Annotated in this window: 28 protein-coding genes; 8 read left to right on the top strand and 20 right to left on the bottom strand. The window is 44.2% G+C overall.

The window, feature by feature from the left end; genetic code table 11:
* Positions 1 to 34 precede the first annotated feature (34 nt).
* Entirely contained in the window at positions 35 to 3,478 is a 3,444-nt protein-coding gene (metH, locus tag GRF59_RS01360; protein WP_160495878.1) for a methionine synthase, read from the bottom strand.
* Positions 3,479 to 3,648: 170 nt separating this feature from the next.
* Between metH and GRF59_RS01355 the strand changes: the two genes are divergently transcribed.
* Positions 3,649 to 4,191: a 1,2-dihydroxy-3-keto-5-methylthiopentene dioxygenase gene (locus GRF59_RS01355; RefSeq protein ID WP_160495877.1), complete on the top strand. Its 543-nt coding sequence runs from the start codon at positions 3,649 to 3,651 to the stop codon at positions 4,189 to 4,191.
* Between the two features lie 138 nt (positions 4,192 to 4,329).
* Here GRF59_RS01355 and GRF59_RS01350 read toward each other — a convergent pair whose 3' ends face one another.
* The 5 genes from GRF59_RS01350 to GRF59_RS01330 form a co-directional block, all read right to left on the bottom strand.
* Positions 4,330 to 4,740: a FixH family protein gene (locus GRF59_RS01350; protein WP_160495876.1), complete on the bottom strand. Its 411-nt coding sequence runs from the start codon at positions 4,738 to 4,740 to the stop codon at positions 4,330 to 4,332.
* A 232-nt stretch (positions 4,741 to 4,972) separates the two neighbouring features.
* Positions 4,973 to 5,764, bottom strand: a complete 792-nt coding sequence (locus GRF59_RS01345) for an HAD family hydrolase (protein ID WP_160495875.1) — start codon at positions 5,762 to 5,764, stop codon at positions 4,973 to 4,975.
* A gap of 30 nt (positions 5,765 to 5,794) precedes the next feature.
* A complete protein-coding gene (locus GRF59_RS01340) occupies positions 5,795 to 6,337 on the bottom strand; it encodes a hypothetical protein (RefSeq protein ID WP_160495874.1) in 543 nt (180 codons plus the stop codon).
* Positions 6,338 to 6,370: 33 nt separating this feature from the next.
* Entirely contained in the window at positions 6,371 to 6,565 is a 195-nt protein-coding gene (locus tag GRF59_RS01335; RefSeq protein WP_160495873.1) for a DUF896 domain-containing protein, read from the bottom strand.
* Between the two features lie 96 nt (positions 6,566 to 6,661).
* Positions 6,662 to 7,045 (bottom strand): LysM peptidoglycan-binding domain-containing protein, encoded by a 384-nt coding sequence (locus GRF59_RS01330; RefSeq protein WP_160495872.1) that lies wholly within the window; start codon positions 7,043 to 7,045, stop codon positions 6,662 to 6,664.
* 288 nt (positions 7,046 to 7,333) lie between these two features.
* On the opposite strand from GRF59_RS01330, the gene lexA reads away from it, so the two are divergent.
* Positions 7,334 to 7,960, top strand: a complete 627-nt coding sequence (lexA, locus tag GRF59_RS01325; RefSeq protein ID WP_136605957.1) for a transcriptional repressor LexA — start codon at positions 7,334 to 7,336, stop codon at positions 7,958 to 7,960.
* A 71-nt stretch (positions 7,961 to 8,031) separates the two neighbouring features.
* Here the strand turns inward: lexA and GRF59_RS01320 are convergent, their stop codons facing one another.
* The 7 genes from GRF59_RS01320 to GRF59_RS01290 all read right to left on the bottom strand — a co-directional run bounded on the left by GRF59_RS01320 (position 8,032) and on the right by GRF59_RS01290 (position 16,261).
* On the bottom strand, positions 8,032 to 9,078 hold the full coding sequence (locus GRF59_RS01320) for a serine hydrolase domain-containing protein (protein WP_237391583.1): 1,047 nt from the start codon (positions 9,076 to 9,078) through the stop codon (positions 8,032 to 8,034).
* A gap of 241 nt (positions 9,079 to 9,319) precedes the next feature.
* A complete protein-coding gene (locus GRF59_RS01315) occupies positions 9,320 to 10,513 on the bottom strand; it encodes a response regulator (RefSeq protein WP_160495871.1) in 1,194 nt (397 codons plus the stop codon).
* Complete coding sequence (locus GRF59_RS01310; protein ID WP_341479988.1) at positions 10,491 to 12,230, bottom strand: sensor histidine kinase; 1,740 nt, start codon at positions 12,228 to 12,230, stop codon at positions 10,491 to 10,493. Before GRF59_RS01310 ends, GRF59_RS01315 begins: the two co-directional genes overlap by 23 nt.
* A 164-nt stretch (positions 12,231 to 12,394) precedes the next feature.
* Positions 12,395 to 13,273, bottom strand: a complete 879-nt coding sequence (locus tag GRF59_RS01305) for a carbohydrate ABC transporter permease (RefSeq protein WP_160495870.1) — start codon at positions 13,271 to 13,273, stop codon at positions 12,395 to 12,397.
* 15 nt (positions 13,274 to 13,288) lie between these two features.
* Positions 13,289 to 14,179 (bottom strand): ABC transporter permease subunit, encoded by an 891-nt coding sequence (locus GRF59_RS01300; RefSeq protein WP_160495869.1) that lies wholly within the window; start codon positions 14,177 to 14,179, stop codon positions 13,289 to 13,291.
* Positions 14,180 to 14,272: 93 nt separating this feature from the next.
* Positions 14,273 to 15,625 (bottom strand): extracellular solute-binding protein, encoded by a 1,353-nt coding sequence (locus tag GRF59_RS01295; RefSeq protein ID WP_160495868.1) that lies wholly within the window; start codon positions 15,623 to 15,625, stop codon positions 14,273 to 14,275.
* A gap of 252 nt (positions 15,626 to 15,877) precedes the next feature.
* Positions 15,878 to 16,261: a hypothetical protein gene (locus GRF59_RS01290; RefSeq protein ID WP_160495867.1), complete on the bottom strand. Its 384-nt coding sequence runs from the start codon at positions 16,259 to 16,261 to the stop codon at positions 15,878 to 15,880.
* Positions 16,262 to 16,483: 222 nt separating this feature from the next.
* On the opposite strand from GRF59_RS01290, the gene GRF59_RS01285 reads away from it, so the two are divergent.
* Positions 16,484 to 16,672, top strand: coding sequence for a hypothetical protein (locus tag GRF59_RS01285; protein WP_160495866.1), 189 nt, complete (start codon positions 16,484 to 16,486; stop codon positions 16,670 to 16,672).
* Positions 16,673 to 16,787: 115 nt separating this feature from the next.
* Here GRF59_RS01285 and GRF59_RS01280 read toward each other — a convergent pair whose 3' ends face one another.
* Positions 16,788 to 16,910 (bottom strand): dihydroorotate dehydrogenase, encoded by a 123-nt coding sequence (locus tag GRF59_RS01280; RefSeq protein WP_160495865.1) that lies wholly within the window; start codon positions 16,908 to 16,910, stop codon positions 16,788 to 16,790.
* 202 nt (positions 16,911 to 17,112) lie between these two features.
* Between GRF59_RS01280 and GRF59_RS01275 the strand changes: the two genes are divergently transcribed.
* A complete protein-coding gene (locus GRF59_RS01275; protein ID WP_160495864.1) occupies positions 17,113 to 17,316 on the top strand; it encodes a hypothetical protein in 204 nt (67 codons plus the stop codon).
* A 59-nt stretch (positions 17,317 to 17,375) separates the two neighbouring features.
* Positions 17,376 to 17,777 (top strand): hypothetical protein, encoded by a 402-nt coding sequence (locus GRF59_RS01270; RefSeq protein WP_160495863.1) that lies wholly within the window; start codon positions 17,376 to 17,378, stop codon positions 17,775 to 17,777.
* Positions 17,778 to 18,002: 225 nt separating this feature from the next.
* Here GRF59_RS01270 and GRF59_RS01265 read toward each other — a convergent pair whose 3' ends face one another.
* Positions 18,003 to 18,428 carry a hypothetical protein gene (locus GRF59_RS01265; protein WP_160495862.1) on the bottom strand — a complete coding sequence of 142 codons (426 nt, stop codon included), beginning with the start codon at positions 18,426 to 18,428 and terminating at the stop codon, positions 18,003 to 18,005.
* A gap of 355 nt (positions 18,429 to 18,783) precedes the next feature.
* Here GRF59_RS01265 and GRF59_RS01260 point away from each other — a divergent pair, with 355 nt between their 5' ends.
* The gene (locus tag GRF59_RS01260; RefSeq protein ID WP_160495861.1) at positions 18,784 to 19,041 is read left to right on the top strand and encodes a hypothetical protein; all 258 of its coding nucleotides are present in this window, start codon (positions 18,784 to 18,786) and stop codon (positions 19,039 to 19,041) included.
* A gap of 860 nt (positions 19,042 to 19,901) precedes the next feature.
* On the opposite strand, the gene GRF59_RS01255 is transcribed toward GRF59_RS01260, so the two are convergent.
* From GRF59_RS01255 to GRF59_RS01245, 5 genes are all read right to left on the bottom strand, one after another.
* Positions 19,902 to 20,357, bottom strand: a complete 456-nt coding sequence (locus GRF59_RS01255) for a hypothetical protein (protein ID WP_160495860.1) — start codon at positions 20,355 to 20,357, stop codon at positions 19,902 to 19,904.
* A 631-nt stretch (positions 20,358 to 20,988) separates the two neighbouring features.
* Complete coding sequence (locus tag GRF59_RS01250; RefSeq protein WP_160495859.1) at positions 20,989 to 21,369, bottom strand: hypothetical protein; 381 nt, start codon at positions 21,367 to 21,369, stop codon at positions 20,989 to 20,991.
* A 523-nt stretch (positions 21,370 to 21,892) separates the two neighbouring features.
* Positions 21,893 to 21,994, bottom strand: coding sequence for a YjcZ family sporulation protein (locus GRF59_RS29595; RefSeq protein ID WP_237391582.1), 102 nt, complete (start codon positions 21,992 to 21,994; stop codon positions 21,893 to 21,895).
* A 189-nt stretch (positions 21,995 to 22,183) separates the two neighbouring features.
* Positions 22,184 to 22,300, bottom strand: coding sequence for a YjcZ family sporulation protein (locus GRF59_RS29590; RefSeq protein WP_237391581.1), 117 nt, complete (start codon positions 22,298 to 22,300; stop codon positions 22,184 to 22,186).
* A gap of 430 nt (positions 22,301 to 22,730) precedes the next feature.
* Complete coding sequence (locus GRF59_RS01245) at positions 22,731 to 22,943, bottom strand: DNA adenine methylase (RefSeq protein ID WP_423802941.1); 213 nt, start codon at positions 22,941 to 22,943, stop codon at positions 22,731 to 22,733.
* 98 nt (positions 22,944 to 23,041) lie between these two features.
* On the opposite strand from GRF59_RS01245, the gene GRF59_RS01240 reads away from it, so the two are divergent.
* Together GRF59_RS01240 and GRF59_RS01235 are read left to right on the top strand one after the other, a co-directional pair.
* Positions 23,042 to 23,266 carry a hypothetical protein gene (locus GRF59_RS01240; protein WP_160495858.1) on the top strand — a complete coding sequence of 75 codons (225 nt, stop codon included), beginning with the start codon at positions 23,042 to 23,044 and terminating at the stop codon, positions 23,264 to 23,266.
* Positions 23,267 to 23,407: 141 nt separating this feature from the next.
* On the top strand, positions 23,408 to 23,620 hold the full coding sequence (locus tag GRF59_RS01235) for a hypothetical protein (protein ID WP_160495857.1): 213 nt from the start codon (positions 23,408 to 23,410) through the stop codon (positions 23,618 to 23,620).
* Positions 23,621 to 23,898: the final 278 nt, after the last annotated feature.

The following is a 23,898-nucleotide window of genomic DNA, read 5'->3' as shown; positions in this document are numbered from 1 at the left end:
GCTTTTTGCTCGTTTCGTCATGTGTACGATGATATCATTTTACCTTATCCACATTAAAGTACCTGGCTTCCGGATGTGCAAACACCATGGCCGATACCGAAGCCTCTGGCTCCATCATAAATCCTTCCGTGAGCTCAACGCCGATGTCTTCCGGCTTCATCAGCCTAAACAGCGGTTCTTGATCCTCCAGGTCCGGACATGCAGGATAACCGAATGAAACGCGGATTCCTTGATAACGTGCTCCATGGCGCTGCTTCATGGTCATATCCGCAGGGTCAGGGAATCCCCAGCTATCCCGCATCATATGATGAACGCGCTCCGCGAGAGCTTCTGCCGTTTCCAGGGCAACCGATTGAAGAGCATGAGAACGCAGATAGTCGCCTTTGTCTTTCCATTCGGAAGACAACTTGGAAATGCCATGGCCTGCCGTCACCACCAAAAATCCAACGTAATCCATCTGTCCACTGTCCGCTGATTTCAGGAAGTCCGCAAGACACATGAACGGAGGCACATTTTGACGCGGGAAACTGAAGGTGTGCAGCACTTTCGTTGTATCTTCAGGATCATAAATAACGATATCATTGCCTCTGGATTGCGCCGGGAAGAAGCGGTACATCGCATGCGCCCGGATGATTCCTTCCGTGGCTGCCTGATCCAGCAAACTGTCAACCGTTGCTTTAAGTTCGATGGCCTTTTCATTGCCTTCAGCCAAAAGCTGTTCTACCTGTCCGCGCAGACCCAGATGATGACCTAGCAGCATCTGCATGTTCATATATGGAATGATGTGCCCGATCGGATAGTTCCGGATAATATGCCGTTCCAGATCAGGTGGATTAAACACAGGTACATCCGTCGACACGCTCGACTTAGCCGCTCTTGTCAGCTCCGGCATCACTCGCGGCTTCTCCACCTCGGCGGCAAGCGCCTCAAGCTCAGCCTGCATCTCCGATTGCATGATCTCCCGCTGAACCGGATCCATCAACTTATTGGCAATATCCAGACCATCCATGGCATCCTTCGCATAGACCACCATACCCTCATATTCCGGGCGAATCCGGTTCTTGGTGAATTTACGGGTCAGTGCGGCACCGCCAACCATGATCGGAACGTTCACGCCGGCATTCTTGAGATCCTGAGCCGTAACGACCATCTGCTGCGCGGACTTCACCAGAAGCCCGGACAAACCGATCATATCCGCTTTCTCTTTGCGGTATGCATCAATAATTGTTTCCGGTGCTACTTTTATACCCAGATTGACGATATGATAACCATTATTGGAAAGGATGATCTCGACCAGATTTTTCCCGATGTCATGCACATCCCCTTTAACGGTTGCCAGGAGCATCTTGCCTTTAACAGACGATTCGTTCTTTTCCATGAACTGTTCCAAGTACGAAACCGATGCCTTCATGACCTCGGCGCTTTGAAGCACTTCAGCGACAATGAGCTCATTATTATTAAACAGGCGGCCTACTTCTGACATCCCTGCCATTAATGGGCCATTGATGATTTCAAGTGCCCCGTATTTTTGCAGTGCAGCGTCCAGATCAGGAATCAGCCCTTCCTTGGTACCTTCAACCACGTAAGTTGCAAGGCGCTCCTCCAGACTTAGGCTCGAAAGCTTCTCCTTCTTTTCCACCTTTTTGTTCCGGAATGCGGCGACAAAAGCAGCAAGCGTCTCATCATTCGTTTCATAGATCAATGCTTCCGCAAGCTTGCGTTCTTCTTCCGGAATGGAGGCATAGCGCTCTAGCTTTTCGGTGTTAACGATCGCATAATCGAGACCGGCTTTCGTACATTCATACAAAAATACCGAGTTCAGCACTTCACGTCCTGCCTCTGGCAAACCAAAAGATACATTACTGATTCCAAGAATGGTATGACATTCAGGCATGGCTTCTTTGATGAGACGAATCCCCTCAATCGTTTCCTTCGCGGATCCGATATATTGTTCATCGCCGGTACCCACTGGAAAAACCAGCGTATCAAATATCAAATCCTCCGGTGAAAGCTTATATTTGTTCACGAGAAGGTCATAGGAACGCTGAGCTACCTTCAACTTGTCATCCCTGTGAATAGCCTGTCCGGTCTCATCAATCGTGCCTACGACGACCGCAGCTCCGTATTTATGGATTAACGGCGTGACCCGCTCGAATTTTTCTTCGCCGTCTTCAAGATTAATGGAGTTAATAATCGATTTCCCTTGCGAATACTTCAATGATAGATCGATAACCTCCGCATCGGTGGTATCAATCATCAGTGGCACTTTGACCTTTTTCGCGACCAGTTCAAGAAACTTTTCCATGTCCTCTGTTTCATCACGGTCAGGATCTTGTACGCAAACGTCAATCACATGGGCCCCATTTTTAACCTGAGCACGGGCAATTTCCGAAGCTTCCTCATATTTGCCTTCCACGATCAAACGTTTGAATTTACGTGAACCCAGAACATTCGTGCGTTCGCCCACCATATAAGGCCGGTTTTCCGATTCCACATAAACAGGATCAATACCCGAAATTGCCGGCGAATGAGTTCCTTCCATTGGGCGAGGCTCATACTGGCTCATCACATCAGACAAGGCGCGAATATGATCCGGCGTCGTACCGCAGCATCCGCCGGCGATATTGAGCCAGCCCTGCTTCGCAAAATCCTCCATTTTACGTGCAAGGGAATCCGGGGATTCATGATAATTCCCATTTTCGTCCGGAAGCCCGGCATTGGGATAACAGCTGACAGCCGTTTTTGCCATGGCCGATAGCGAACGGATGTGATCCCGCATAAACTCAGGACCCGTGGCACAGTTCAACCCAACGGATACCGGATTCAAATGCTCAAGTGAAATATAAAAAGCTTCAATATTCTGACCGGCAAGCGTGGTTCCCATAGGTTCAATCGTACCTGAGATCATGACCGGAAGCGTGACGCCGCTGTTATCAAAAGCACGACGGATACCAATGCTTCCCGCTTTTACGTTCAGAGTATCCTGGCTTGTTTCCAAAAGTAGAGCATCAACGCGGCCCTCGATTAAAGCAAAGGCTTGCTCTTCATAGCTGATCACTAGTTCTTCGAATGTAACTCCTCCGGTAACGGACAGTGTTTTCGTTGTCGGGCCCATCGCACCGATGACATATCTCGGTTTATCCGGTGTGCTGAACTTATCGGCTGCCCGGCGCGCGATTTCGGCTGACTTCAGATTGATCTCTCTAGATTTCTCAGGTATATCGTATTCCGCCAATACAACGGAAGTGGCACCAAAGGTATTGGTTTCGATCAGATCGGCTCCCGCTTCCAGATATTTTTCATGAATTTCTTCAATGACATCCGGGCGTGTCAGCACGAGCATTTCATTGCAGCCCTCTAAGTCTTCTCCGCCAAAATCTTGGGGACCGAGGTCGACCTGCTGAATCATGGTGCCCATCGCACCATCAAGTATTAATATTCGTTCTTTCATTATTTCCTGCAAGCCAGGTCTGTTCATTGGTTATCCTCCCTGCAAAACGTTAGATCTTAGTTTAACAGAATACCCTCTATTAGAAAAGTGTTAGAAAACGCAGTCATACCTTATTATGATAAGGTAGATGGCATCGACAAAGAAAGAACGCTTCGTTATAATATAAATTAAACCAAGTGGAAAAGAGGGGTAAGCTCATGGCAGAAATCGTAATTCGCAACACGAACGAAAGAATCACCGGCGACGATAATGTTCGTGATTTCTTAAACAGCCAAAATGTATTATATGAAAAATGGGATGCTTCCAAGCTTCCTATCGAACTTCAGACTAACTTTCAATTGAATGATGAGCAAAAAAGTGAAATTTTAAGCGTTTATGATGAAGAGATTCGCGATCTGGCTGCACGCCGCGGCTATCAAATTTGGGATGTCATTACCTTGTCCGATTCAACTCCCAACCTGGAGGACTTGCTCAACAAATTCGAAGAGGTTCATACGCATACGGAAGATGAAATCCGTGCAATCGTCGGCGGCAAAGGCATCTTCGTGATCAAAGGCAGCGATGATCTTGGCTATTTCAACGTTGAGCTTGAAGCCGGCGACGTCATCTCAGTGCCTGAGAACACCAACCATTTCTTTACGCTGATGGACAATCGCAAGATTATCGCCGTACGTCTCTTTATTGAAAAGAACGGCTGGGTTGCTTATCCGGTGCAAGATCCAAGCTTCCAAAAGGCATAATTATTTATGATATAAATGATTCAATAGGTTAATTCTAATAAAAAAGAACCTGCTCTTCGTTTTATCAAAGAGCGGGTTCTTTTTTAGCGTTAGATCATACGGTCATAGAACTTGTTACAAATATCACGATTCTTGTTTTTATTTAACTGTCAGTTTCTTGGTAGGCATCGTATGCTGCGGTCCATAGGTAACATGGGAAGTAATGCTGTAGGTTCCAGCGCTATCAAACGTTTTTTCGAGAACGTATTTTCCGTCTCCTTTGTTTTCAGCCGGCACCTTCTCATGGGCACTGATATCTCCCTCTTTGGTGATTTCGATCATTACTTCATCTGCTTTATCAACCTTTTTATCTTTCTGTGCCACATTCACCTCGATGGAGACTTTATCTCCAACCTTCACCTGTTCAGGTGTCAAGCTTAGATCCACTGTCAGCGGTTCCATCATGCCTTCGTCCATATTCATGCCGTCATGCCCACTTTTGCTTCCGCATCCTGCCAGAGCCAATACAACCAGTAAAACAACTCCCGTCAGCAAGAATCTATTCTTCATATGCTGTCACTCCCCAACATCGTTCTTCGTTATGTACGCCTTTTTTACCGCGTCTTCTATAGTATACATACTTTTAACTCTTTCAAAACACCGTCCTGTTCACAATTCAGTGACAAAAAACACATGAAAAGTCACACCAATGAGTTGGATTCCAACCGGATTCAAAAAAAGTCTGTCATGGCGCAGCAACGATTGTGCACCCTGACAGACTTTTATTTTATCGTATATGCATTTAGATGTTATCCAAAATAGCATGAAGCTCAGACAGGTTCTTAATTTCGTAGTCTGGTTCAATGTTAGAGTGCTTAGATCTGCTATTTCGATTGATCCAAACCGTCTTTAACCCAGCGGAAAGCCCGCCGATGATATCCGTAGACAGCTTGTCTCCTACCATAACCGCATCCTCAGGAGAGAGATTCAATCGGGAAAGGGCATGCTCGAAAATGCTTGGATCCGGCTTGCCTTTGCCGAAACTACCCGAAATCACAATTTCATCAAAATATGGAGACAATTCAGGAACGCCATCCAGCTTTTCCTGCTGCAATCCTGGACAACCGTTTGTAAGGAGAAGAAGCTTGTAGCGGCCTTTCAGCTCATCAAGCACCTGAAACGTTTCTTCATACACATGAGGACGTGAACGTCTCTCCGCACCAAACTGGTCTGCGAGCTGCTGAGCCAAGAGCTCGTTCTCTACCCCCAGGGAGCGAAGGCCACGCAACCAGGATTCCTTTTGGTAACCGGGAGCGATTTCAGACATCCGGCGGAATTCAGGCTGCTTCCCTACTGTAAATTGACCCCATAGCGCCTCAAAAGGATTAATTCCAATCATAGCGGTAAAGGCATAGGTATCATATGTCTCATACAAAGCCCGCGCTTCGCGCCGTACCGCAGCTTCGAGCGCCTCAGAATCAATACCAGTTTTTGCAGCGGCAGTATCGCAGGTTGCTCGGAAGGATTCCTCCACACTCCGTTCATCCCAAAGCAATGTATCGTCCAAATCAAAAAATACAGCAGTAGCCCCCATCTTATCCATCCCTCTCCCAAGTTTTATCTTTTATTTTTCAAATGGAATATCAAAGGTATTCGCGAATCGTTCCAATCGTTCACCCATGGCGACTGTATCATAACGATTGATGAGTTTGGTGAATACCCAGTTGCCGCCTTTGCTCGTTTTGCCATTCTTGCCCTTGGAACCCTTAAGTTCAATTACCACAGAGCCGGCTCCAACTTTGATCTTAGCGATTTGATCGGCAGTAAGACGGCGGTCTCTATTAAATTTAATGGTGGAAACTGAATTTTTGTCGACCTTAAGAAAAGGGCGGCGCAGAAAGATAACGATTGCGAGCAGAATGTACAAGCCGACGACGATCCATGTTAAAGAAGTATTCATCACTTGCTGCTGGCTGGCTAGTCCGAGCAAAACATATATCGCTGCTAGTGCTACCAGTGTCACGGGAAGGACGAAATTCCGGCCTCTGAAGATATCTGCAGTTGCAGTTCCTTTCGAAGCGTATAGCGATGGTTTGCCTTGCTTTTTAAGCTGCTTGTTTAATTGAGATGTGTTTTTCTGAACCATTCGTTCCCAGGAACGGGACATTGTTGTTCCCCCTTAGCCATCTTTTCATGTATTTTATTTGCGCTTGCCATCCTGCTGGTCCTCTACAAACTCAATAGAATCCAATTGGGCCTTAAAGTTGCGGCGGACATTCTGGAGGTATTTTTCGCGCAGTTTGGCACGCTCCTCAGTTTCTTCCTTTGTGAGACCCGTTTCCTTCTGTTTACGGGCAAGCTCATTAATCCGCTGAACTAAGCTGTCGATATCCATACTCTACTCCTCCATTAATCGATTCATACCTAACTTTGCCATGAGAAAAAGAGCTTGTCAAGGTATACACCTTTCCAAGCTCTCAGGGTTCAAAAATCATTCATATATAGGAAGAGATAATACATCTCCGGCTTCGATTCCACTCGTCTTCAGGTGATTCGTCTTCTTAATAATGCGTATATAAGCACGCGTATCCATATCCTTCGGTTTATAGTCCACTGCGATTTCCCAGAGGGTATCTCCTTTAGATACGACTACTTGTTCGATCGGAATCGAATCATGCGGAGAACCTGCGAATACTCGTACCATTCCTGTACAACCAACGAGAATTATGACTGCGGTGAGCAACAACTTAAAAAGCAGGCGGCGGGAGAACATCTTTTGCAGTGTCTCCATACGTTCTGTAGACTTCCAGCTTCCGGCTCCAGCTTCTATGGCTTCATTATTATAAATACTTTGATATGTAGTGTGTTTTAACATGGTTCGTTCCTCCAAACATTTGTTCTTGTATGATAACAATATAACACGAACACATGTTTTGTTCAATACTTTTTTCGAACGATTGTTCCCCTTTTTTCGTCCGAAATACAAACCTGCAGAATCTATTTGATCAGTAGCTTTCATCCGAAGTAGAGATATCCATCTCTATCTCGCTTTCATTAATATGTGCACCGAAATTTCCCCACCCGTATTTTAGAACTTGTGTTTGTACGAACGGTAGTTCTATGTTATAATTTTACCAAACGTTACTAATGGGGTTGATGGGGAATGTCGAAGATATCTAGCCGGCAGCAAGCGATATTGGAATTTATCAGAAACGAAGTGCGGGCCAAGGGTTATCCGCCTTCCGTTCGAGAGATCGGTGAAGCTGTAGGTCTGGCTTCAAGCTCAACTGTTCATGGTCATTTGGACAGACTCGAGAAGAAGGGCTTAATTCGCAGAGACCCTACGAAACCTCGCGCCATTGAGATTTTGGGTCAGGAAGAGTCCGAGAGCAGCAACCTGTTCACGCATACGATTGCGAGAGTTCCTGTGGTTGGAAAGGTTACAGCCGGCGTGCCAATTACCGCAACAGAGAACATTGAGGATTATTTCCCTCTTCCCCAGCATTTTGTCGGGGATGAGAAAGTATTCATGCTTTCGGTAATGGGAGACAGTATGATCGAGGCAGGCATCCATAATGGGGATTACGTCATTGTTCGCCAGCAGCAAACAGCCGATAACGGTGACATCGTCGTCGCGATGACAGACGAGGATGAGGCTACAGTGAAAACTTTTTATAAAGAGAAGGATCACATTCGCCTGCAACCGGAGAATCCATCCTATACGCCTCTGCGACTGAATCATGTTACGATTCTTGGCAAGGTCGTCGGATTATTCCGGGATATTCATTAATTTAATATTGCCGTACAAATGTACAAGCCCTTGTTCCTTCGCTGGAGAGAACAAGGGCTTTTTATTATTCATTAGTCAAACTGCCCTTCCTGCCACTGCCTTGCTGCCTCACCAAGCAGACTTTGCGACTGATGAACTCCAGGATCTGCGTTCATCATCCATACCGCTCCTTTGCCCGTGTCAGGATACGCGATCAGCACGCATTGATATCCCTCTCCCCAGCCAAGAGAAGAAATTTCCAGTTGGCCGTTAAAAGAATCCAGAAATACGCCGAGTCCTGTCCACTGAAAACATCCTTGCGGGACGATCATTTCACTGGCGGTTCTGGCCGAGATACCAATGCCCCCCTCTCCGCGAAGGGAGGCCATAAGTTCGGTCAACAATAAGACTAAGTCCGATGGCGTTGCCCACAACCCGGCTGCTGCCGGATATGGATATACGGTATAAGGCATATGAAGCCTCTCGCCATCCTTGCTATGTCCGATAGCTGATCCCGGAAGGATCTCTGAATGCGACGTTACGATTCTGCTGTGATTCATATGTAATGGTTCAAATATCTTTTCACGCATAAGATCATCATAAGATTCACCGGTTACATCCTCGATCATCAGTTGAAGTATGCAATAACCTGTATCCGAGTATATGAACCGGCTGCCAGGCTCCGTCGTTAACCCAGCAGGTTCTTTACGATAATATGTTGTTCCTCCCAGAAGCTCAGCCATAAAGGGAGCGCCGTGCTCTCTGGCATAGTGGCTGAAGCTACCTTTCGGATCAGCGAAACCGGCTTGATGACTAAGAAGCCTGCGCAGCGTGACTTTCCTGGTGTCATACATGGGATGTTCGGGAATTCTCCATGCAACCAGATGATCGCTCACTTCCCCATCCAGCCCCAGTACCCCTTCTTCCACTAACACAAGAGCTAACATAGCCGCAGCAAATTTGCTGATCGAGCATGCGTTAAACATCGTATCTGGTCGAACAGGTTGTCCATCTCCCATAGCCAGTTCCCCCAAGCATACGTGACGACTCAACCTACCACTTTCGATAAAAGCCATGCTTAATCCAGGTATCTTCTGCTCTCTCATCCGTTCAACAGCATTCCAAGTTTCCTTTTTCAATCCGGGTAACTCCCCTCAATTGCTGCATCATTGCTCATACATCAATTATAGAACATTTGTTCGTAATTTTCAATAAGAAGGTGCTTCTACATATGACCTTATCTTAAAACACACTCAATCAACTCATTGGGAGCACAAAAGTTCCATTTTAACAGCAAGTCCGAGCACATCAAAAAGCCCTGCCTAAGGGTGGACTTGGCAGAGCTTTAATCCGTTAAGAAAAAGATACAGTATGATTGAATTAGGGGCATACCCGGCATATATCGGCATCCCCAGCCAAACGCTGGCGGAATTCTGTCGGTGTAACATTCATGCGTTTGCGGAACACCTGCGTGAAGTGCTTGGCATCCTGATAGCCGATCTTCTCGGCGATGTCAGCCAGCTTTAGCGTGGAATGCTCCAACAGATGAAGCGCCTTTTCCATTCGAAGACCCGTTACATACTCCTTAAAACCGCTGCCAGTCTTCTGTTTGAATACCTGACTTAAATATGCCGGATTCAAAAACACAACGGATGCCACTTTTTCAAGGGTAACATCGGTATTATAGTTAGCACGGATATATTGTACCGCTACTTCCATCGCACGGTTTCCGCCCGGAGCATAATAATCAAATTCCAGCGCCCCCGAATCCCTTCCCATTTGCTGAATGACTGCCGGTATGCTGTGGAAGTTCCAGATTTCATCCGAAAGTTGGATCTGGAAAGGGACCTTTACATATTTTTTCAGATGCATCCTCAGTTCATCAACCAAGCTTTTCATGATGTCTTTGGATTCCACGGTAATCAGACCAAGCAAACTTTTACCGTCCAGGCTGGTGACGAATCCCTCACCATACCTATCAATCAGCTCGGTCATTACATTTTCCACAATATAATGTTCCAGATGAACGGCTTTGTCGCTTTCCATCTTAATCAATGCCAACTGAAAATGGGGATGCCGCTCCACAAACGGGGCGATGTCCATATTTCCAATATCCAGACCCATCGCCCACCGCTGAAATACCGCCTCCCGCAAAAACTTCAGATTGGTGCGAAGCATCTTCGCTTCCTGCTCTTGCTCCGCTTCCCTTTCGACTTCCTCACTCAGCTGTCCGATCATGGTAACCAACAAATCCTTGCCGATCGGTTTGAGCAGATAATCCTTCGCCCCGAGTCTCACGGCTTCTTTGGCGTACGCAAATTCCGAATAGGCAGAGATGATGACCCATTTGACATGCGGATAACTGCCTCTCGACAGCTTCATGAATTCAAGGCCTGTCATTCCAGGCATCAATATGTCTGTGAGCACCACATCAATATTGCCGCTTCTCAGGATGTTTGCTGCTTCATCCGGACTTTCGGCCAGTTGAACCCCATGTTCGGGAAACGCTCTCCGAATCGTCCGCTTAATCCCTTCCCGGATTACATTTTCATCATCCACGATCAATATGTTCAATATCAGTCTCCCCTTTCGGCGGAATCGGAATGGTGATCACTACCGTTGTACCTTGATTCATTTCACTGTTGATATTTAAGCCGCAAGCTTCACCGAACATCATGACAATCCGGTCATGAACATTCCGGAGCCCAATACCGCGCCTTGGTCCGGAGACTCCTGAACTTGATGCTCCCGATTGTCTCTGCGACAATGTCTCTCTCACTCTCTCCAGTGTCGGTCCGTCCATTCCTACGCCGTTATCTTCAATGATGATTTGGAGCTTACCTTCGTGTGCCTCCGTACTGACTTTCAGGAAACCTATACTTCCCTGCGGCTCCAATCCGTACTTCACCGCATTCTCAATGATCGGCTGAATCGTCATTTTGGGAAGTGGGACACTTAGCCAAACTTCGTAAGCAGCAATTTCCGTATGAAGCCTGCCGCCAAGTCTCGTTTCTATAATTGTGAGATAATGACGTATTTGTTCCAGTTCACGCCCCAGCGTCGTCCGCGACGCTTCTTCCCAGTTGCTGCTGTATCTGAACATTTGCGATAAAGAAAGCACTACCCGGCTCAGCCGTTCATTCTCCTGTTCATCCAGCATCCAGTAGATCATGTCCAGTGTGTTGTACAGAAAATGGGGGTTCACCTGTGACTGCAGCGCCTGCAACTGCGCGTTCTTTTCACTAACCGTAGAAATTTTGATTGTCTCGATCAGCTCATCCATCCGGTGTACCATTCGATTGAAGGACGATACCAAGCTGTTAATCTCATCGAAGGAATTCACGTTGACCGAACCGCTAAAGTTCCCCATTTCCACCTTTTTCATTTCCCGGATGAGCAGCTTCAGCGGCGAGGCAATATTACGAGAAACGATCGATGCCAGCACCGTGGACAATATGATCAGCATCAGCACCACGATAATCAAAAATTTCGTCGTTTGATACACTTCAGCCCTGATATCTTTTTTAGGCGTGAGACCATAGATGGTCCAACCTGCCATCGATGTGTTGGCAGCCACAATTAACTGGTTTGACGTGCTGTCGACCACGATATTCTCATCCGGAGAAGGTCTCGGCAGTTGATCAAGCTCCGGTCGCTTCGCCCCCTTCTGTCCGGATGATGCAATAATCTTATTATCCTCGCCCAGAATGTATACCCGTGTTCCAGGACTGATACTGACATTCGATAGCGCTTCCATGATCGGCGATGGATTCGTCTCAATCACGAGAATACCGATTTCCTTATGATTGGTTAGGTCATACAGCTTGCGTCCAAAGACGAACACCTTATCCTGCTGCTGCATCGTGTTGATCGGCGATCCGGGATACAGACCCAGCCATACCATATTTCCGGATGACTCTCCTAGTTTTTTGTACCAATCGGTTTGGGCATAGTTATTGTCGATCACGCCTGCAAACTGTCTTTCGTAACTGTACACTTTACCATCTTTCGATAAAATATGAATGCCCACGACTTCGCTTCGCGAATAGTAGGCAGCTCCGATAATATTGGTAATCGTCCGTTCATTAATAACCCCGACGGCCGGATTGGATTCCGTTTCCTGCAGCAGCCGCGTCAATTCATAGTTACTGTTGAGCGATTTAGACAAGCTGTTATAGCCTTGAAGCATCAGGTTAAACAAGCCTGCGGTTTGGGATATATTTTTCTCGGCAATATCGCTGACTTTCGAATGAATGATGGCCAGCGTACGATTATAATACAAAATGCTCATAAGGATCAAAATACCGGTCATGCACCCCAAAAATAGAAGAAACAAGCGGTTGCGTATGGATCGGAAGCGTCTCACAAAAATGATGTGTTCTCCTTTCGATAATCGACATTTCGTGTCAATTTTAGCATACTCACCGCTTGTCTCGTACTATCTTTTTTGTAAGTTTACCCTTTTACTGCTCCAGCCACCATACCCTGCGTGATCTTGTCCGCGAGCAGGAAGTAAATAATGATCACGGGAAGCGCGCCGAGCACAAGATACGCACCAATCGCGCCGTAATTCACGGAATATTGGCTGACAAAACTGTTGACTCCGAAAGGAAGAGTCTTGAGCTTCTCAGATGAGATAAACGTCGCTGCCAGAATGTATTCGTTCCAAATATTAATGAATGTCAGAATACATACCGTCATCACCGGAGGAACGGATACAGGCAAGATAATGCTCCAGAAAATCCGTCCAACATTCGCGCCATCCATGACTGCCGACTCTTCGATCTCATGCGGAATGGACCTCATAAACCCGCTCAAGATGAACACAGCGATCGGCATGGCGAAGGCGACATAAGGCAAGATCAGCGATAAATGGGTATTCAGCACATGAATATTCTTAAAAATAATCATCAGCGGCAGCAGGGTTGCCTGCATCGGAATCATCATACCCACAAGGAATAACAGCATGACGACTTGGCCGTACTTCCAGCGGAAGCGGCTGATAGCAAAGGCACAGAGAGAACTAAGCAAGATAACTGCAGCCATGGTCACGGAAGTGACGAACAAACTGTTCAGAAGATAACGCACATAGTTCCCTTCAAGCGCCGCACTGTAATTGCTCCATTGGAACGAATGCGGCAGGGCAAAAAAGCTGCCTGACAAGATTTCTTCATTGGTTTTGAGTGAATATAGAACCAGCCACAATAGCGGATAAACCTGAGTGACTACGAGCAGGGACAAGAACAGGATCACGATGGTCTTCGCAACGGAAAACCGTCTGCGTCTGGCTGTTGCCGTCTGCTGATTCAGTTGAACTACAGAGCTTGTATTCATGGCGATTTTCCTCCTTTACGAGAATCGTTTCTCCAGTTTGCTGAAGATCAGGTTGATCAGGAATGTAGCTGCGAGGCAGAGCACAACCAGGAAGGCCGCAATCGAACTGCCGTATCCATATTTCATGGACAGGAAGGACATGTTGTACATATGGGTTGAAATGACATCCGTGGCATGGGCCGGCCCACCACCCGTCATAACCATAACCATGTCGAAGGACTGCAGCGAACCGATGAACGCCAGCACAATTGAGATTTTAAAGATCGGGATGATGTTCGGGAACGTGATGTAGCGGTCGGCGGTAAAGCCTTCAGCTCCATCAATTCTCGCAGCCTCATAAATTTCCTCAGGAACATTCAGAATTCCCGTGTATTGTATCAGCGTGTGATAGCCCAGGTATTGCCAGAGTGCCACAAAGTACAAAGAGTACATTGCAACCGCCGGTTCCGTCAACCAGGTATGAGTCCAGGATTCCAAACCAATGGTTGTCAGTACCTGATTCAGCATACCGCCCATCGAGGCTGGATTATAGATGGTTTTCCACAGCTGTCCCACGACGACAACCGATAGAATGACCGGCAGAAAATAACTTGAAACCAGAAAATTAGGACGACGCACATATCTTTTCAGCAAAATCGCCACGAGCAGTGCCACAGGAATTTCCGCCATGGAAAAAACCGCAAACATCAGCGTTCTGCGTACGGAAGGCCAAAAAACAGGATCATGGAAAAACAGATTCCGGAAATTCTCAAGACCGATAAACTTCGATTCTCCAATTCCGTTCCAGTCCAGCAAACCACTGTACATGGAGACGATAATCGGCACAAACACGATACCTACATAAATGATTAAGCAAGGCAGTACAAACGCGGCAATCGTCAGGCGGGAGACCTTCAGCACGTTCACAACTAACCCCCTCCTTCTCTGGCTGGTTCATCATGGAACTGAAGGGAACGGCATGCTGTTTTTTCGCACGCGTTCCCTTCTCCACGGTCATGCTTATTTGTTATTTGCCTCAAAAGCGGCTTGATGCTCCTTAGCTACCTCGGTTGCATCCTTTTTCTGAGCGAAAAGGTTCTGGATGCTGGTCAAGTGAACTTGAGCTGTGCCCGGATTCATCGTATTATCGAATGCCAGGTCTCCACCCTTCACGTCTTTGAAAAGACCGAGAACGTCCATGGCCATATCGGAATATCCGGCTGCCTTAAAGTCGCCGTCCACTTTTTGACCGATACCGACTGCGCCTTTCGCTTCAAACGCTTCTTTAGGGAAATTAATCATGAACCAGTTCAGGAATGCTTTGGTTTCATCCAGGTGTTTGCTGTCTGCCGAAATCGCAAATGCGGATCCTGGAGCGAGCATGAATTCATCCGGATTGCCCTTGCCGTTGATGGTAGGGAATTTGAATACGCCAACCTTGCCGTTTACGGAAGAGGTTTCGATACCGCCTGTTGCCCATGTTCCCATGTAGTACATCGCTGCTTTACCTGTCTTGAACAGGTTTTCGCCGGCATTGTAGTCAAAGGAAGTAGCCCCGTCCTGGAAAGCACCCGCTTGAACCAGGTTTTCGAAAGCGTCTACCGCTTCTTTGAACGCAGGATCGTCAAACGTTTTCTTTTTATCCACAACGTCTTTCAGGAATCCAGGACCGTTGTTTGTGCGGAGCAGCATGTTCATGAACAGGAAGGAACCGGTCCAGCTGTCCTTCTCACCGATTGCCATCGGTTGAATCTTTTGGGATTTCAATGTCTTCACGACATCAAGCATTTCCTCGAACGTCGTTGGTACTTTCACGCCGGCTTTATCAAACAGTTCTTTGTTGTAATACACAACGCCGATATTATTGCCGTCTGGCAGAGCGTATGTATTACCGTCAAAGCTGTACCAGTCCAAAAGTCCGTCCTGGAACGTGTCTTTCAATCCGTTTTGGTCGAGCATGTCATTCAGCGGTGCAAGAAGCTTGGCATCGACAAAAGGCTGCATTTGAGCTGCTGGATTCACCACCGTGATATCCGGAACTTCTTTGGAAGCGGCCTGTGTTTTGAGCTTCAGCTTTTGCTGGTCAGTGTTCAGGGAATCCAGTTCGATTTTAATATTCGGATGGTCCGTTTCATACTGCTTCACGAGCTTGTTCATCAGCTTGTTTTTTGGATCCGTTGGATCTGGGTAGATATTTTGGAAAGTGATTGTGACGTTCTTTTCCTTCACCGTTTCCGTGGTGTTACTGGATGTTCCCGAAGCATTGGAAGAGGTGCTTCCTTCATCGGTCTTGCTGCCACCGCCGCATGCTGTAAGGCTGAGCGCCAACGTGCCTGTCATCACCAGGCTTAATAATTTCGACATCTTCGCCATCGTTTAATCCCCTTTTGTTTGGTATGAACTCATTATGCAGGGAAATGCCGATAATAGGGAGGTGTGAAATTCAGGTTTTAGGATTGATTTCTATAGATTCCATAGCATGTCATAAAAAAATCCCCCTCTTCAAGGGAGATCGATACACTGTTATACGAATTTCGTGCTTCCGAAAATGAGAAGTAAAATAAAAAAAGAAAGCATGTCCAACACCCTCGGAAGAAAGGCTTGATGCTTAACTTACGGATGATTTCACGTATGATTCATCACTAAAAAGAGCTGGATATCAATCTGACGTTTGATCTCATCGGCAACGTCCTGTATTTTTTCAACAAAAAGAATCGATTGCTGCTGGATCATATCCGCAACATATTCACAACTTTGGCTATATTGTTCCATATAAGGTGAGTTCATCTGTTCGAGTTTAGTTCGAACCAAAGACGTGACACTCATATATTCCTGATAAAGATCATGTTGAATGCGCTCCCCGTCAGGGCATAACGTCTCCCATTCATACGCTCCGTCACTCACGACTTCCGATGATCCTTTAAGATACTTAATGCCCGATAGTTCCTTCACAAAAAAACTTATTTTTTCTTCAATGCCGCGATAATACAAATGTATATCTTCGTTCATAGTGCACCCCTAACTAAATATAAAAAGGGAGCCTTCATGAAGTTTAACAAATGAAAGCACCCTTGATGTGAAAACAACACTTGTATCATACCATCATTATACGCTACCTCATCTTCGTTGTATATATGACAACTTTGTAAATATTTTTTTGTTTACATGACAAGCATTCGGTTTAATATATATCTGGACTTCCAGAAATACGTATGTAAGGAGAAATGCACGATGGGATATAACTACATTCAACAAGCCATGGAGAACCGTTCGGATACAATTGTTCATCTGGTTAGCGGTGAATTCTTGCGCGGTATCTGTCAAAAAAATGATTCCAGTACCTTTCAGATTGTAACGAAAGATAATGAAACCATCACCATTCCTTATTGGACCGTAAAACGGGCTACACCCCAAAGATAACAGACCCTGGATAGTACAACTGTACGCCGGGTCTTTTTTATATTCATTTGGATGCGATGTTAAGGAAAGACCCTGCCGGCATTTGCCAGCAGGATCTTCGGATATCCAAGTGTTCTTAGAATATGAATGCTTTAGAGATGATGACCAGCAGAATGAACAGAACCAGAATCGCGCCAACACCGCCGCCACCAAAACCGTAACCGTAACCTGCGCCTACTCCTCCAACAACTTCGCTCATGAAATTCTCCTCCTTTTTTTAAAACACACCATATCTTATGGATAAATCGTCAGATGGTAAGGGCTAAATGGAAATTATGTTAAAATCACTGCAAATGTCTCGATATCAAATACACATTCTTCCCGCTTAGCTGAGATCATATATGGATGCGGATGGATATGTCTGGTAAAATTAAACGATGATGTCTACATGGGGGTATAAGATGTTTGAGACTGATTTTGCACCATTCATCATAGGAGCAGTTCAATACGAATATCATGTTATTCTTTTCCTCCAAACAGGAGTTATCATTAGGGGACAAGCCAAATCAATCAGGAGAAAGAACTTATTGGTGAAAACAGATGATGGTGAGATCGAAGTGGATCTGAGCGCCATTGCGCAAGTCTTTGTCCTTCCGCAGTCATAGTCTCATCTCTAACTAAAACAAATCGTAAGCTTGCCTCAACCCTCTGGGAGGTGCAAAAAATGTTGGGTTTTCTGAAGCTGAATTACATAAGTGCACTGTACGCCTTTGTTCTATTTGCTCAATCTGAACTGATGGTTAACGTCTATCGTCTTCAACGACTCACGGGTTTGCGCGATATAAATACTTGGGTTGGCCTGGCCATGCTGTTCATTTTTATCAGTTCCACGATCTTGCTATATATTCTGACAAAACGCCAACTCCATAATCGAAAAATGAAATACTTCACTTCAATTCTGTGGGCCCCCTATTTTTATTTGTTCGTTTATGTCTTCGCTTCTTTGTTTCCCATTACGGACCCCCAAGAAGAGCCGCTGGGAGGAGTCGGGCTAATCATCATAGGGATGGCAATACTCTTCCCCATCTATATCGCTATAATGAACTATATTAGCTCAATAAAATGAACTTTAGAATTTAGTAACTAGTAACTAAAGTCCTGATTAGTCGAAGAGGAAAATCAATCATTGTCCTTCAAGCGTTCGGATACGAATGATTAACATGCTTGTTACGAGAAAAAGCAGACAGACGATTCACGTGATCGCTGTCTGCTTTTTTTGTTATTGATCATGCTCCGTCCACTTTTTTCATTTCATTGCATTTCATCTATAAAGGTAAGGAGCATTACGGCCTTAGTTTAAGTTTTTATCTACCCAACCCTCATAAGTAACACTAATCTCAGAGCCCTCTTGTACGATATTTGTCATGGTAAGTGTTCCTCCATATCTTTCTTCTGGCCAAGTATAGGTGCCTGGAATAGTATCTCCCATTCGGTATGTAAGGTAAGCAGTTAGATGTTCTTTTGCATTTTGATCTACAACTTTTCCTGCATTAGAAGTATTTTGATCCGTCAATATCGCAATAGAAGTTGGTGGGCTAACATTAAAAATGGGGGTCAAGTGAATACTACGATCCAAAATCATCTCTTGTCCATTTACAAATACACGATCAGGGTAAAATTCCTCAGCAAAAGCAGAGCCTGCAACGGATACCAACATGATTGTTGCGACAAACAACGTTTTACCAATTCTAGCAGTCTTTTTAATCCGTAATACCAACACCTCTTCCTATTTATCTTTGTAACTTCTCTATATTTAAACAATCATAAATTTACTAGGTAACGTACTTTTCTTAAAATGCTATATAAAAATTAGATGAATGGATCACAAGTCATATTTAAGCTCAGAATACGTTGAACCACATTCAGTACCTTTCACAGCAAATTAAGCCAATGCTCGATATGTCCTTTTTTATCATCCGTGCTGACATGGGCTCAGTCCGCTTAACTTATTTGAAACAACTCCCCCTCGGCACTGCCATATCAATGACAATTAAATCTAGGGTTTATATCCAGAACGTTTCCTTCCCTCTTTGCATTTAATATACAGATAAACTAGTAAAGAGGTGATCCAAATGGCTAGACTCAACGCAACCCGACAGCCAGATCTTGTCTTGATTAGCTGGTCAAGAAATCCTCTGATTCCAGGTTCCTCGCGTCGAATTATTGCTGCACGTATTATCGGAAATGCTTCGCCCTGCAGACAGGATTTACATCCCAATGCATTGCTAAGCACAGCTTTAGCCTGTTTGCTGGATAACGATGTAGGATTTAAAATCGTTTTCAGTAAAAAGACGTCTGCAATTAGCGGTTATTTGTTGTTACAACGCTAAATGATGCTTCATACGGGGGAGGAGAGAAACAAGCCTCCTCTTTTTTATTGATTATGACGCTTCTCATCTTATTCCGCAGCTAATTGACTACATTACCTCATGATTATAATCTCCCCCCCATTTGGGGAGTATTATTGAACAAAGAACCTGTTGTATGATTCATTTATTCCCCATTAATTCCGCGCCCCCTGAAGCAGGTACCGGCTCAGGCGGCTTTCTTCAAATCACTTTCTGACTCTTTATGTACTCTCGATACTATGCCCATATTTTCATAAACTTTAATCAACTCAGCGTCTCCCTATATTTAACGTTCCTTTGCAGGGCTACGCCTCTACCATCTAATTTCCGCGTACCACTCTACCTGATTCGTCAAAACAATTTCATATTATATCGTAAGCTGGTTTTTTTGAATAATCATCCCGCACAATCCCACATTGATGGAAAAGGTCCTCTTTGGAACTATCTGCATCCCGAAATCTAAATAGCTTGTAATAGGAAATATTAAGTTCATGTGGATAACCGTCTCAAGTAAGATCTTTCTATATTGGCAGCAGGGTTCTTTCCCGTAGGACATCCGTTTTCTGTAACTCGTATAAGGACATAATCTGGTACACTAGAACGAAGAGCAAGAAATTCTTTTTGACATGATTCAAGGAGTAACTAACGTGCGGTATATAATCCGAGTGCCAAACTTACCACGTCATCTCGCACTTATCCAACACAAGAATCAACATAGCGGTATTTAAGATGTTCATTAGTCCGATATTACATAAATGTGCCTCTATGAACAACCTGTTTTCGCTCCGTTGTACCAGGACAGAGGCAGGCCAATGCCTCTATCCGTTAGAGTCTTTGTCTGCTTATACATTGCTACCCGCAACGGCAATTCCACTAAAGCTCCGAGCTCCCAAAGTTACTCCATAATTTGTCGTTACGCTGATAGTGTATTGAATCAATCCATTCTGTACTTCAGCAGCAGAGGGAAAATCAACCGCAGTGATCGCAGCCATCTCATAGCTCATATCGGTTTGACTCGCGGCTTTTTGATATGTCGTCGTAAATATCAAAGTACCGTTCCGCCAAATGGTAAAGGTGGCATTTGGAATAATACTCGGCGCAGCTGTGAGCGCCATTTGTAAGCGTGCATACGCATTGAGCGTTACGCGTACCAAACTTATATTGCTAGGCGAAACACCAGCTGTTTGTAAACCGATATCTCCAAATCTATAAGGTTGAGAAGAGGAGGTTAGTTCTACCCCAGGTGAATCTTGTTGGCTATCTAACGAAATTCTCATATCTATAAACTGAATGCTCATATTATTCAATCCTTTCATATTAGATATTTCATAGTATGAAAGGACGTAGAAACCGGATTAGACAAAACAAAAACTGATGACATAAATCTCTAATCTAGGGGTGCCTTTTTCTCCGTCATGTCCGTTCATCTCTCCCTTGCTTATTCATTCATTACAAATCACAGTACCGTGTTATTTCAATTGACCATTATTCGTATATTGTGCACACTCCGTTTAAGTGATTGCCAGGTGAAAGGAGTTGGTTTGTCATTATTAATCCCTATTTGGCCAATTATGATAATCCCCACATTAATAGCTTTAAGAATTTTCTTTCTTCAGCGTCGAAAAAAAATAGAGATGGATATAAAATAAGTGCTTGAAGCAGGAACAGATATGAAATTTGTTCGAGAATAACCCGGTCATGATAGTGCACAAATGACGTCAGATGGATATTCGTATATCTCAAAAAAACTCTAAAAGCTTATTAATGGGAGACTGGACCAAGTCAAGGATTCTGCGTAGTCCAGTTTTCATTCGGTTTATTATTAAGCTCGCGTAGTTAAAAGTGCATATATCTCCGACGTAAAAAAAACGGCTCTTTCGCACTTTGTGCGAACAAAGCCGTCTTTGTTTCTGAGGTCTTCAAGATTTTTTACATAACTGGACTAAGCGCAGGAATAAGACTCAATTCTGACTGAGCATAACGTTGTTCCGTGACAAGGTTTCCGAATTCATTTATGCCGAAAACAGACATTAATACATTTGGAGTTGGTACTGAAGAAGTAAGGTTAATTTGAACTTCATAAGCTACATTTCCTGCAATAAAAAACTCTCTTACATTATAAGAATTGGGAGGTACTATATACGAAGTCAGGTACGCTGTATAGAATGTGCTGGAATTAACAGAAGCGAATATCTCCACGACAACCGTAACTGGATTTACCGCATCTAAATTTCTTGTATTCACAACGATATTAGAAGCCGCTGTACCAACATCTCTAGTATTTGTTACTGTACCCGTTGAGAATGCCATCTCAAGTCACCTCCTTCTATTAGACATGCTCTATTATATTGAAAGAAAGATAATATGATTGGGTTTTATTAGAAATTAATTCAATTAACGTATTTTTTTAAACAGCTTTCTTTTTGCTTAAAATGAACATCAAACAACAAGAGCCACAGAAAAAGACCCTATCCGCACATAGCCAGCCGGTTCTTTGAATATTCTTATCTATTTTAGAATATGGATTCGAAACCTTCTCGTGAATAATTTACATCAGCAATCTTATAATTGTAGTTCGATGGGAACCCGTGAGCGACGGTATGCTTGCAGCCTGCATCAGCATCATTATATGTATTGTAAACACGAGCCGGAATAATAATTGCCTATATAAAATAAGTGAAAGGCCCCCTGAGATTGCAGGAGAGCCTTTTTCCGATGCTTTCGGATCGCCAAGCGCTTCCGTTTACATTTTGCGTTAAAATCACAAGCTATGATTTCGTTTGTAAAAGTAAAAGCCCCATCACAGCTAGTAAGAGCGTTTAATTTTATTTTCTTACCAAGAACAGAAAGAACTAATTATGATTACTAACAAAATGAAAAGAACCAAAATAAATGCTGAAGACTTGTGTATATGATGGTGGTGAAAATCGCTCATCTTTATCCCTCCCATCCGCAGTATTACATTCATAGTTTATGTACCATAACTAAAAACGGATACTGGATAAAATCCTAATTTTTAATCATACACTGATAATTATTATTTGATGGATTAATGGCCCCCTGTAAATCACCTAGCGTTTAAATAAGAAGACCCTGCTTGGCAGAGTCTCAAAGTGTTATTTACTTAGAACAAAAAGGATTTGGTAATGATAACGAGCAAAATGAATAGAACTAAGATAGCTGCAGTATTTCTGCCGATACCACCATATCCATATCCTACTCCACCTACAACTTCACTCATGAGTACATCCTCCCTTATGATTAAGATCATCATATATTATGATTGTATCGAAAGGTGGTAAGGGCACAGCGGTAAATAAATGAAACGGTTGGAGCAAAACAACGCTTAACCATATAACCTAATTAATGACTCAATCCAAGATGAAGACATTATATAGGAGTCCAACAAATGAACGGATTGTTAAACCCTCTACATTCTACGTTGCTGCTTACAATCGTAAAAAAAGCCCTCCCATAAATTATGAAATGAACTTTTTCTCCTTCATTTTTCACTTCAATTTCTTATTGCTTCTGCTCAGTTCCCTTTAATTGTTCGCTCGAGATTGCCTCTAAGCGAATGGAGGAACCCCGACTCAATAGGATTTTTGTTCATATCTCCCTTGCTTAAAATAGGGTTAATCGCCCTGCTGCTTTGCTGCCACGTGGTTCATTCAGAGAGCTTCCGTCCTGCCCCTCCCGTTCTCAATCACTTGCTGATGGTTCGCATAATCCCAATCGCCATCGTTTACCGTCTCCAGTATCGAAGGCTCTTTATTGAAAAGAACTGCGCCGGATCCGAAGAATGGCTCCAAATATACTGAATGTTCCGGCATATGCTCTATAATCCAATCAGCCAATTTCCATTTGCCGCCGGGATAGTGTATGTAGTATTCGCGATGCTTTCATTCTCCTTATCCCCTCCTATGCTTAAATGTAACTTTTTAGCATTTTATTGCGTTCCCTATATAAGGAGTTGATTTAAATGGGATTAGGTATTTTAATGATTTTGGTTGGTGCTCCCTTGATTACAATTGGCATATGGGCTATTAAAGATTCAGATAATTGGTGGTTCAGAATGTTTAAACATATACTTGATGATGTTGAGCAGAATGATGTTACCTTGTCATCAATGAAGTTACGTGGAGTAATGGCTTTAATTGTTGGTATTTTAGCTACCTTTTTTGGTATACAGCGTTGTTTCCTTTAACTCAAAACATGTTTCCCTCGTATCCCCTCCTGTGCTAAACCCAAGTTAATTTATAATAGGGTTGCAATTTGTTCACGTATCAACACAACTGCTTATGTGATATTGTTGATTTATACATAACGAAGTGAAGGGTGAAATCTATTGAAAGAAAAAGAAATTAACTGTTTAAGATGCCAAGAAAAAATGACTCAGGTTGATAATATATCAAAAGTAGGAGAAGCTGGTCTTGTTATTACAAAGTCAACTGGTTTTTTCAAATCAAAAATGTCGAGAGTACTGCCATTTGTTTGCCCTAGTTGTGGGCACATAGAGCTTTTTGCTGTGGATAATCCTTCGCAATTTTATGATTTATGATCTTCTTCCTGTTTTCACCGAACTCCCGGCCTACTTTATTTAGTAACAGGTGGATTAAAGGACGATACCCCAATGACGTGTTGGTCGGGTAGCGTTATAGGTCATTTTCTCGGTGAATTGCTTGCTCAAGATCGATTCCGTATCGGCCGTAGGCATCAAACACGCGGATCAATATATCTGACAGTTCGAATGGGATACCACGGGGCTTCCAATGCAGCTAACGAGCTTCGCTTCGGGGCTACAATAAGCAACTCAAACGAACCAGAGTCAGAGCATGC

The sequence above is a fragment of the Paenibacillus dendrobii genome (genome assembly GCF_009807035.1).
In the GTDB taxonomy this organism is placed as follows: domain Bacteria; phylum Bacillota; class Bacilli; order Paenibacillales; family Paenibacillaceae; genus Paenibacillus_AQ; species Paenibacillus_AQ dendrobii.
This window is presented reverse-complemented; position numbering and strand designations above follow the sequence as displayed.

Coding starts and splice junctions, on each gene's coding strand:
- metH (WP_160495878.1), bottom strand. CDS start 3,478: ATGAACAGACCTGGCTTGCAGGAAATAATGAAAGAACGAATATTAATA.
- GRF59_RS01355 (WP_160495877.1), top strand. CDS start 3,649: ATGGCAGAAATCGTAATTCGCAACACGAACGAAAGAATCACCGGCGAC.
- GRF59_RS01350 (WP_160495876.1), bottom strand. CDS start 4,740: ATGAAGAATAGATTCTTGCTGACGGGAGTTGTTTTACTGGTTGTATTG.
- GRF59_RS01345 (WP_160495875.1), bottom strand. CDS start 5,764: ATGGGGGCTACTGCTGTATTTTTTGATTTGGACGATACATTGCTTTGG.
- GRF59_RS01340 (WP_160495874.1), bottom strand. CDS start 6,337: ATGTCCCGTTCCTGGGAACGAATGGTTCAGAAAAACACATCTCAATTA.
- GRF59_RS01335 (WP_160495873.1), bottom strand. CDS start 6,565: ATGGATATCGACAGCTTAGTTCAGCGGATTAATGAGCTTGCCCGTAAA.
- GRF59_RS01330 (WP_160495872.1), bottom strand. CDS start 7,045: ATGTTAAAACACACTACATATCAAAGTATTTATAATAATGAAGCCATA.
- lexA (WP_136605957.1), top strand. CDS start 7,334: ATGTCGAAGATATCTAGCCGGCAGCAAGCGATATTGGAATTTATCAGA.
- GRF59_RS01310 (WP_341479988.1), bottom strand. CDS start 12,230: ATGAGCATTTTGTATTATAATCGTACGCTGGCCATCATTCATTCGAAA.
- GRF59_RS01305 (WP_160495870.1), bottom strand. CDS start 13,273: ATGAATACAAGCTCTGTAGTTCAACTGAATCAGCAGACGGCAACAGCC.
- GRF59_RS01295 (WP_160495868.1), bottom strand. CDS start 15,625: ATGGCGAAGATGTCGAAATTATTAAGCCTGGTGATGACAGGCACGTTG.
- GRF59_RS01290 (WP_160495867.1), bottom strand. CDS start 16,261: ATGAACGAAGATATACATTTGTATTATCGCGGCATTGAAGAAAAAATA.
- GRF59_RS01285 (WP_160495866.1), top strand. CDS start 16,484: ATGGGATATAACTACATTCAACAAGCCATGGAGAACCGTTCGGATACA.
- GRF59_RS01280 (WP_160495865.1), bottom strand. CDS start 16,910: ATGAGCGAAGTTGTTGGAGGAGTAGGCGCAGGTTACGGTTACGGTTTT.
- GRF59_RS01275 (WP_160495864.1), top strand. CDS start 17,113: ATGTTTGAGACTGATTTTGCACCATTCATCATAGGAGCAGTTCAATAC.
- GRF59_RS01270 (WP_160495863.1), top strand. CDS start 17,376: ATGTTGGGTTTTCTGAAGCTGAATTACATAAGTGCACTGTACGCCTTT.
- GRF59_RS01260 (WP_160495861.1), top strand. CDS start 18,784: ATGGCTAGACTCAACGCAACCCGACAGCCAGATCTTGTCTTGATTAGC.
- GRF59_RS01255 (WP_160495860.1), bottom strand. CDS start 20,357: ATGAGCATTCAGTTTATAGATATGAGAATTTCGTTAGATAGCCAACAA.
- GRF59_RS01250 (WP_160495859.1), bottom strand. CDS start 21,369: ATGGCATTCTCAACGGGTACAGTAACAAATACTAGAGATGTTGGTACA.
- GRF59_RS29595 (WP_237391582.1), bottom strand. CDS start 21,994: ATGAGCGATTTTCACCACCATCATATACACAAGTCTTCAGCATTTATT.
- GRF59_RS29590 (WP_237391581.1), bottom strand. CDS start 22,300: ATGAGTGAAGTTGTAGGTGGAGTAGGATATGGATATGGTGGTATCGGC.
- GRF59_RS01240 (WP_160495858.1), top strand. CDS start 23,042: ATGGGATTAGGTATTTTAATGATTTTGGTTGGTGCTCCCTTGATTACA.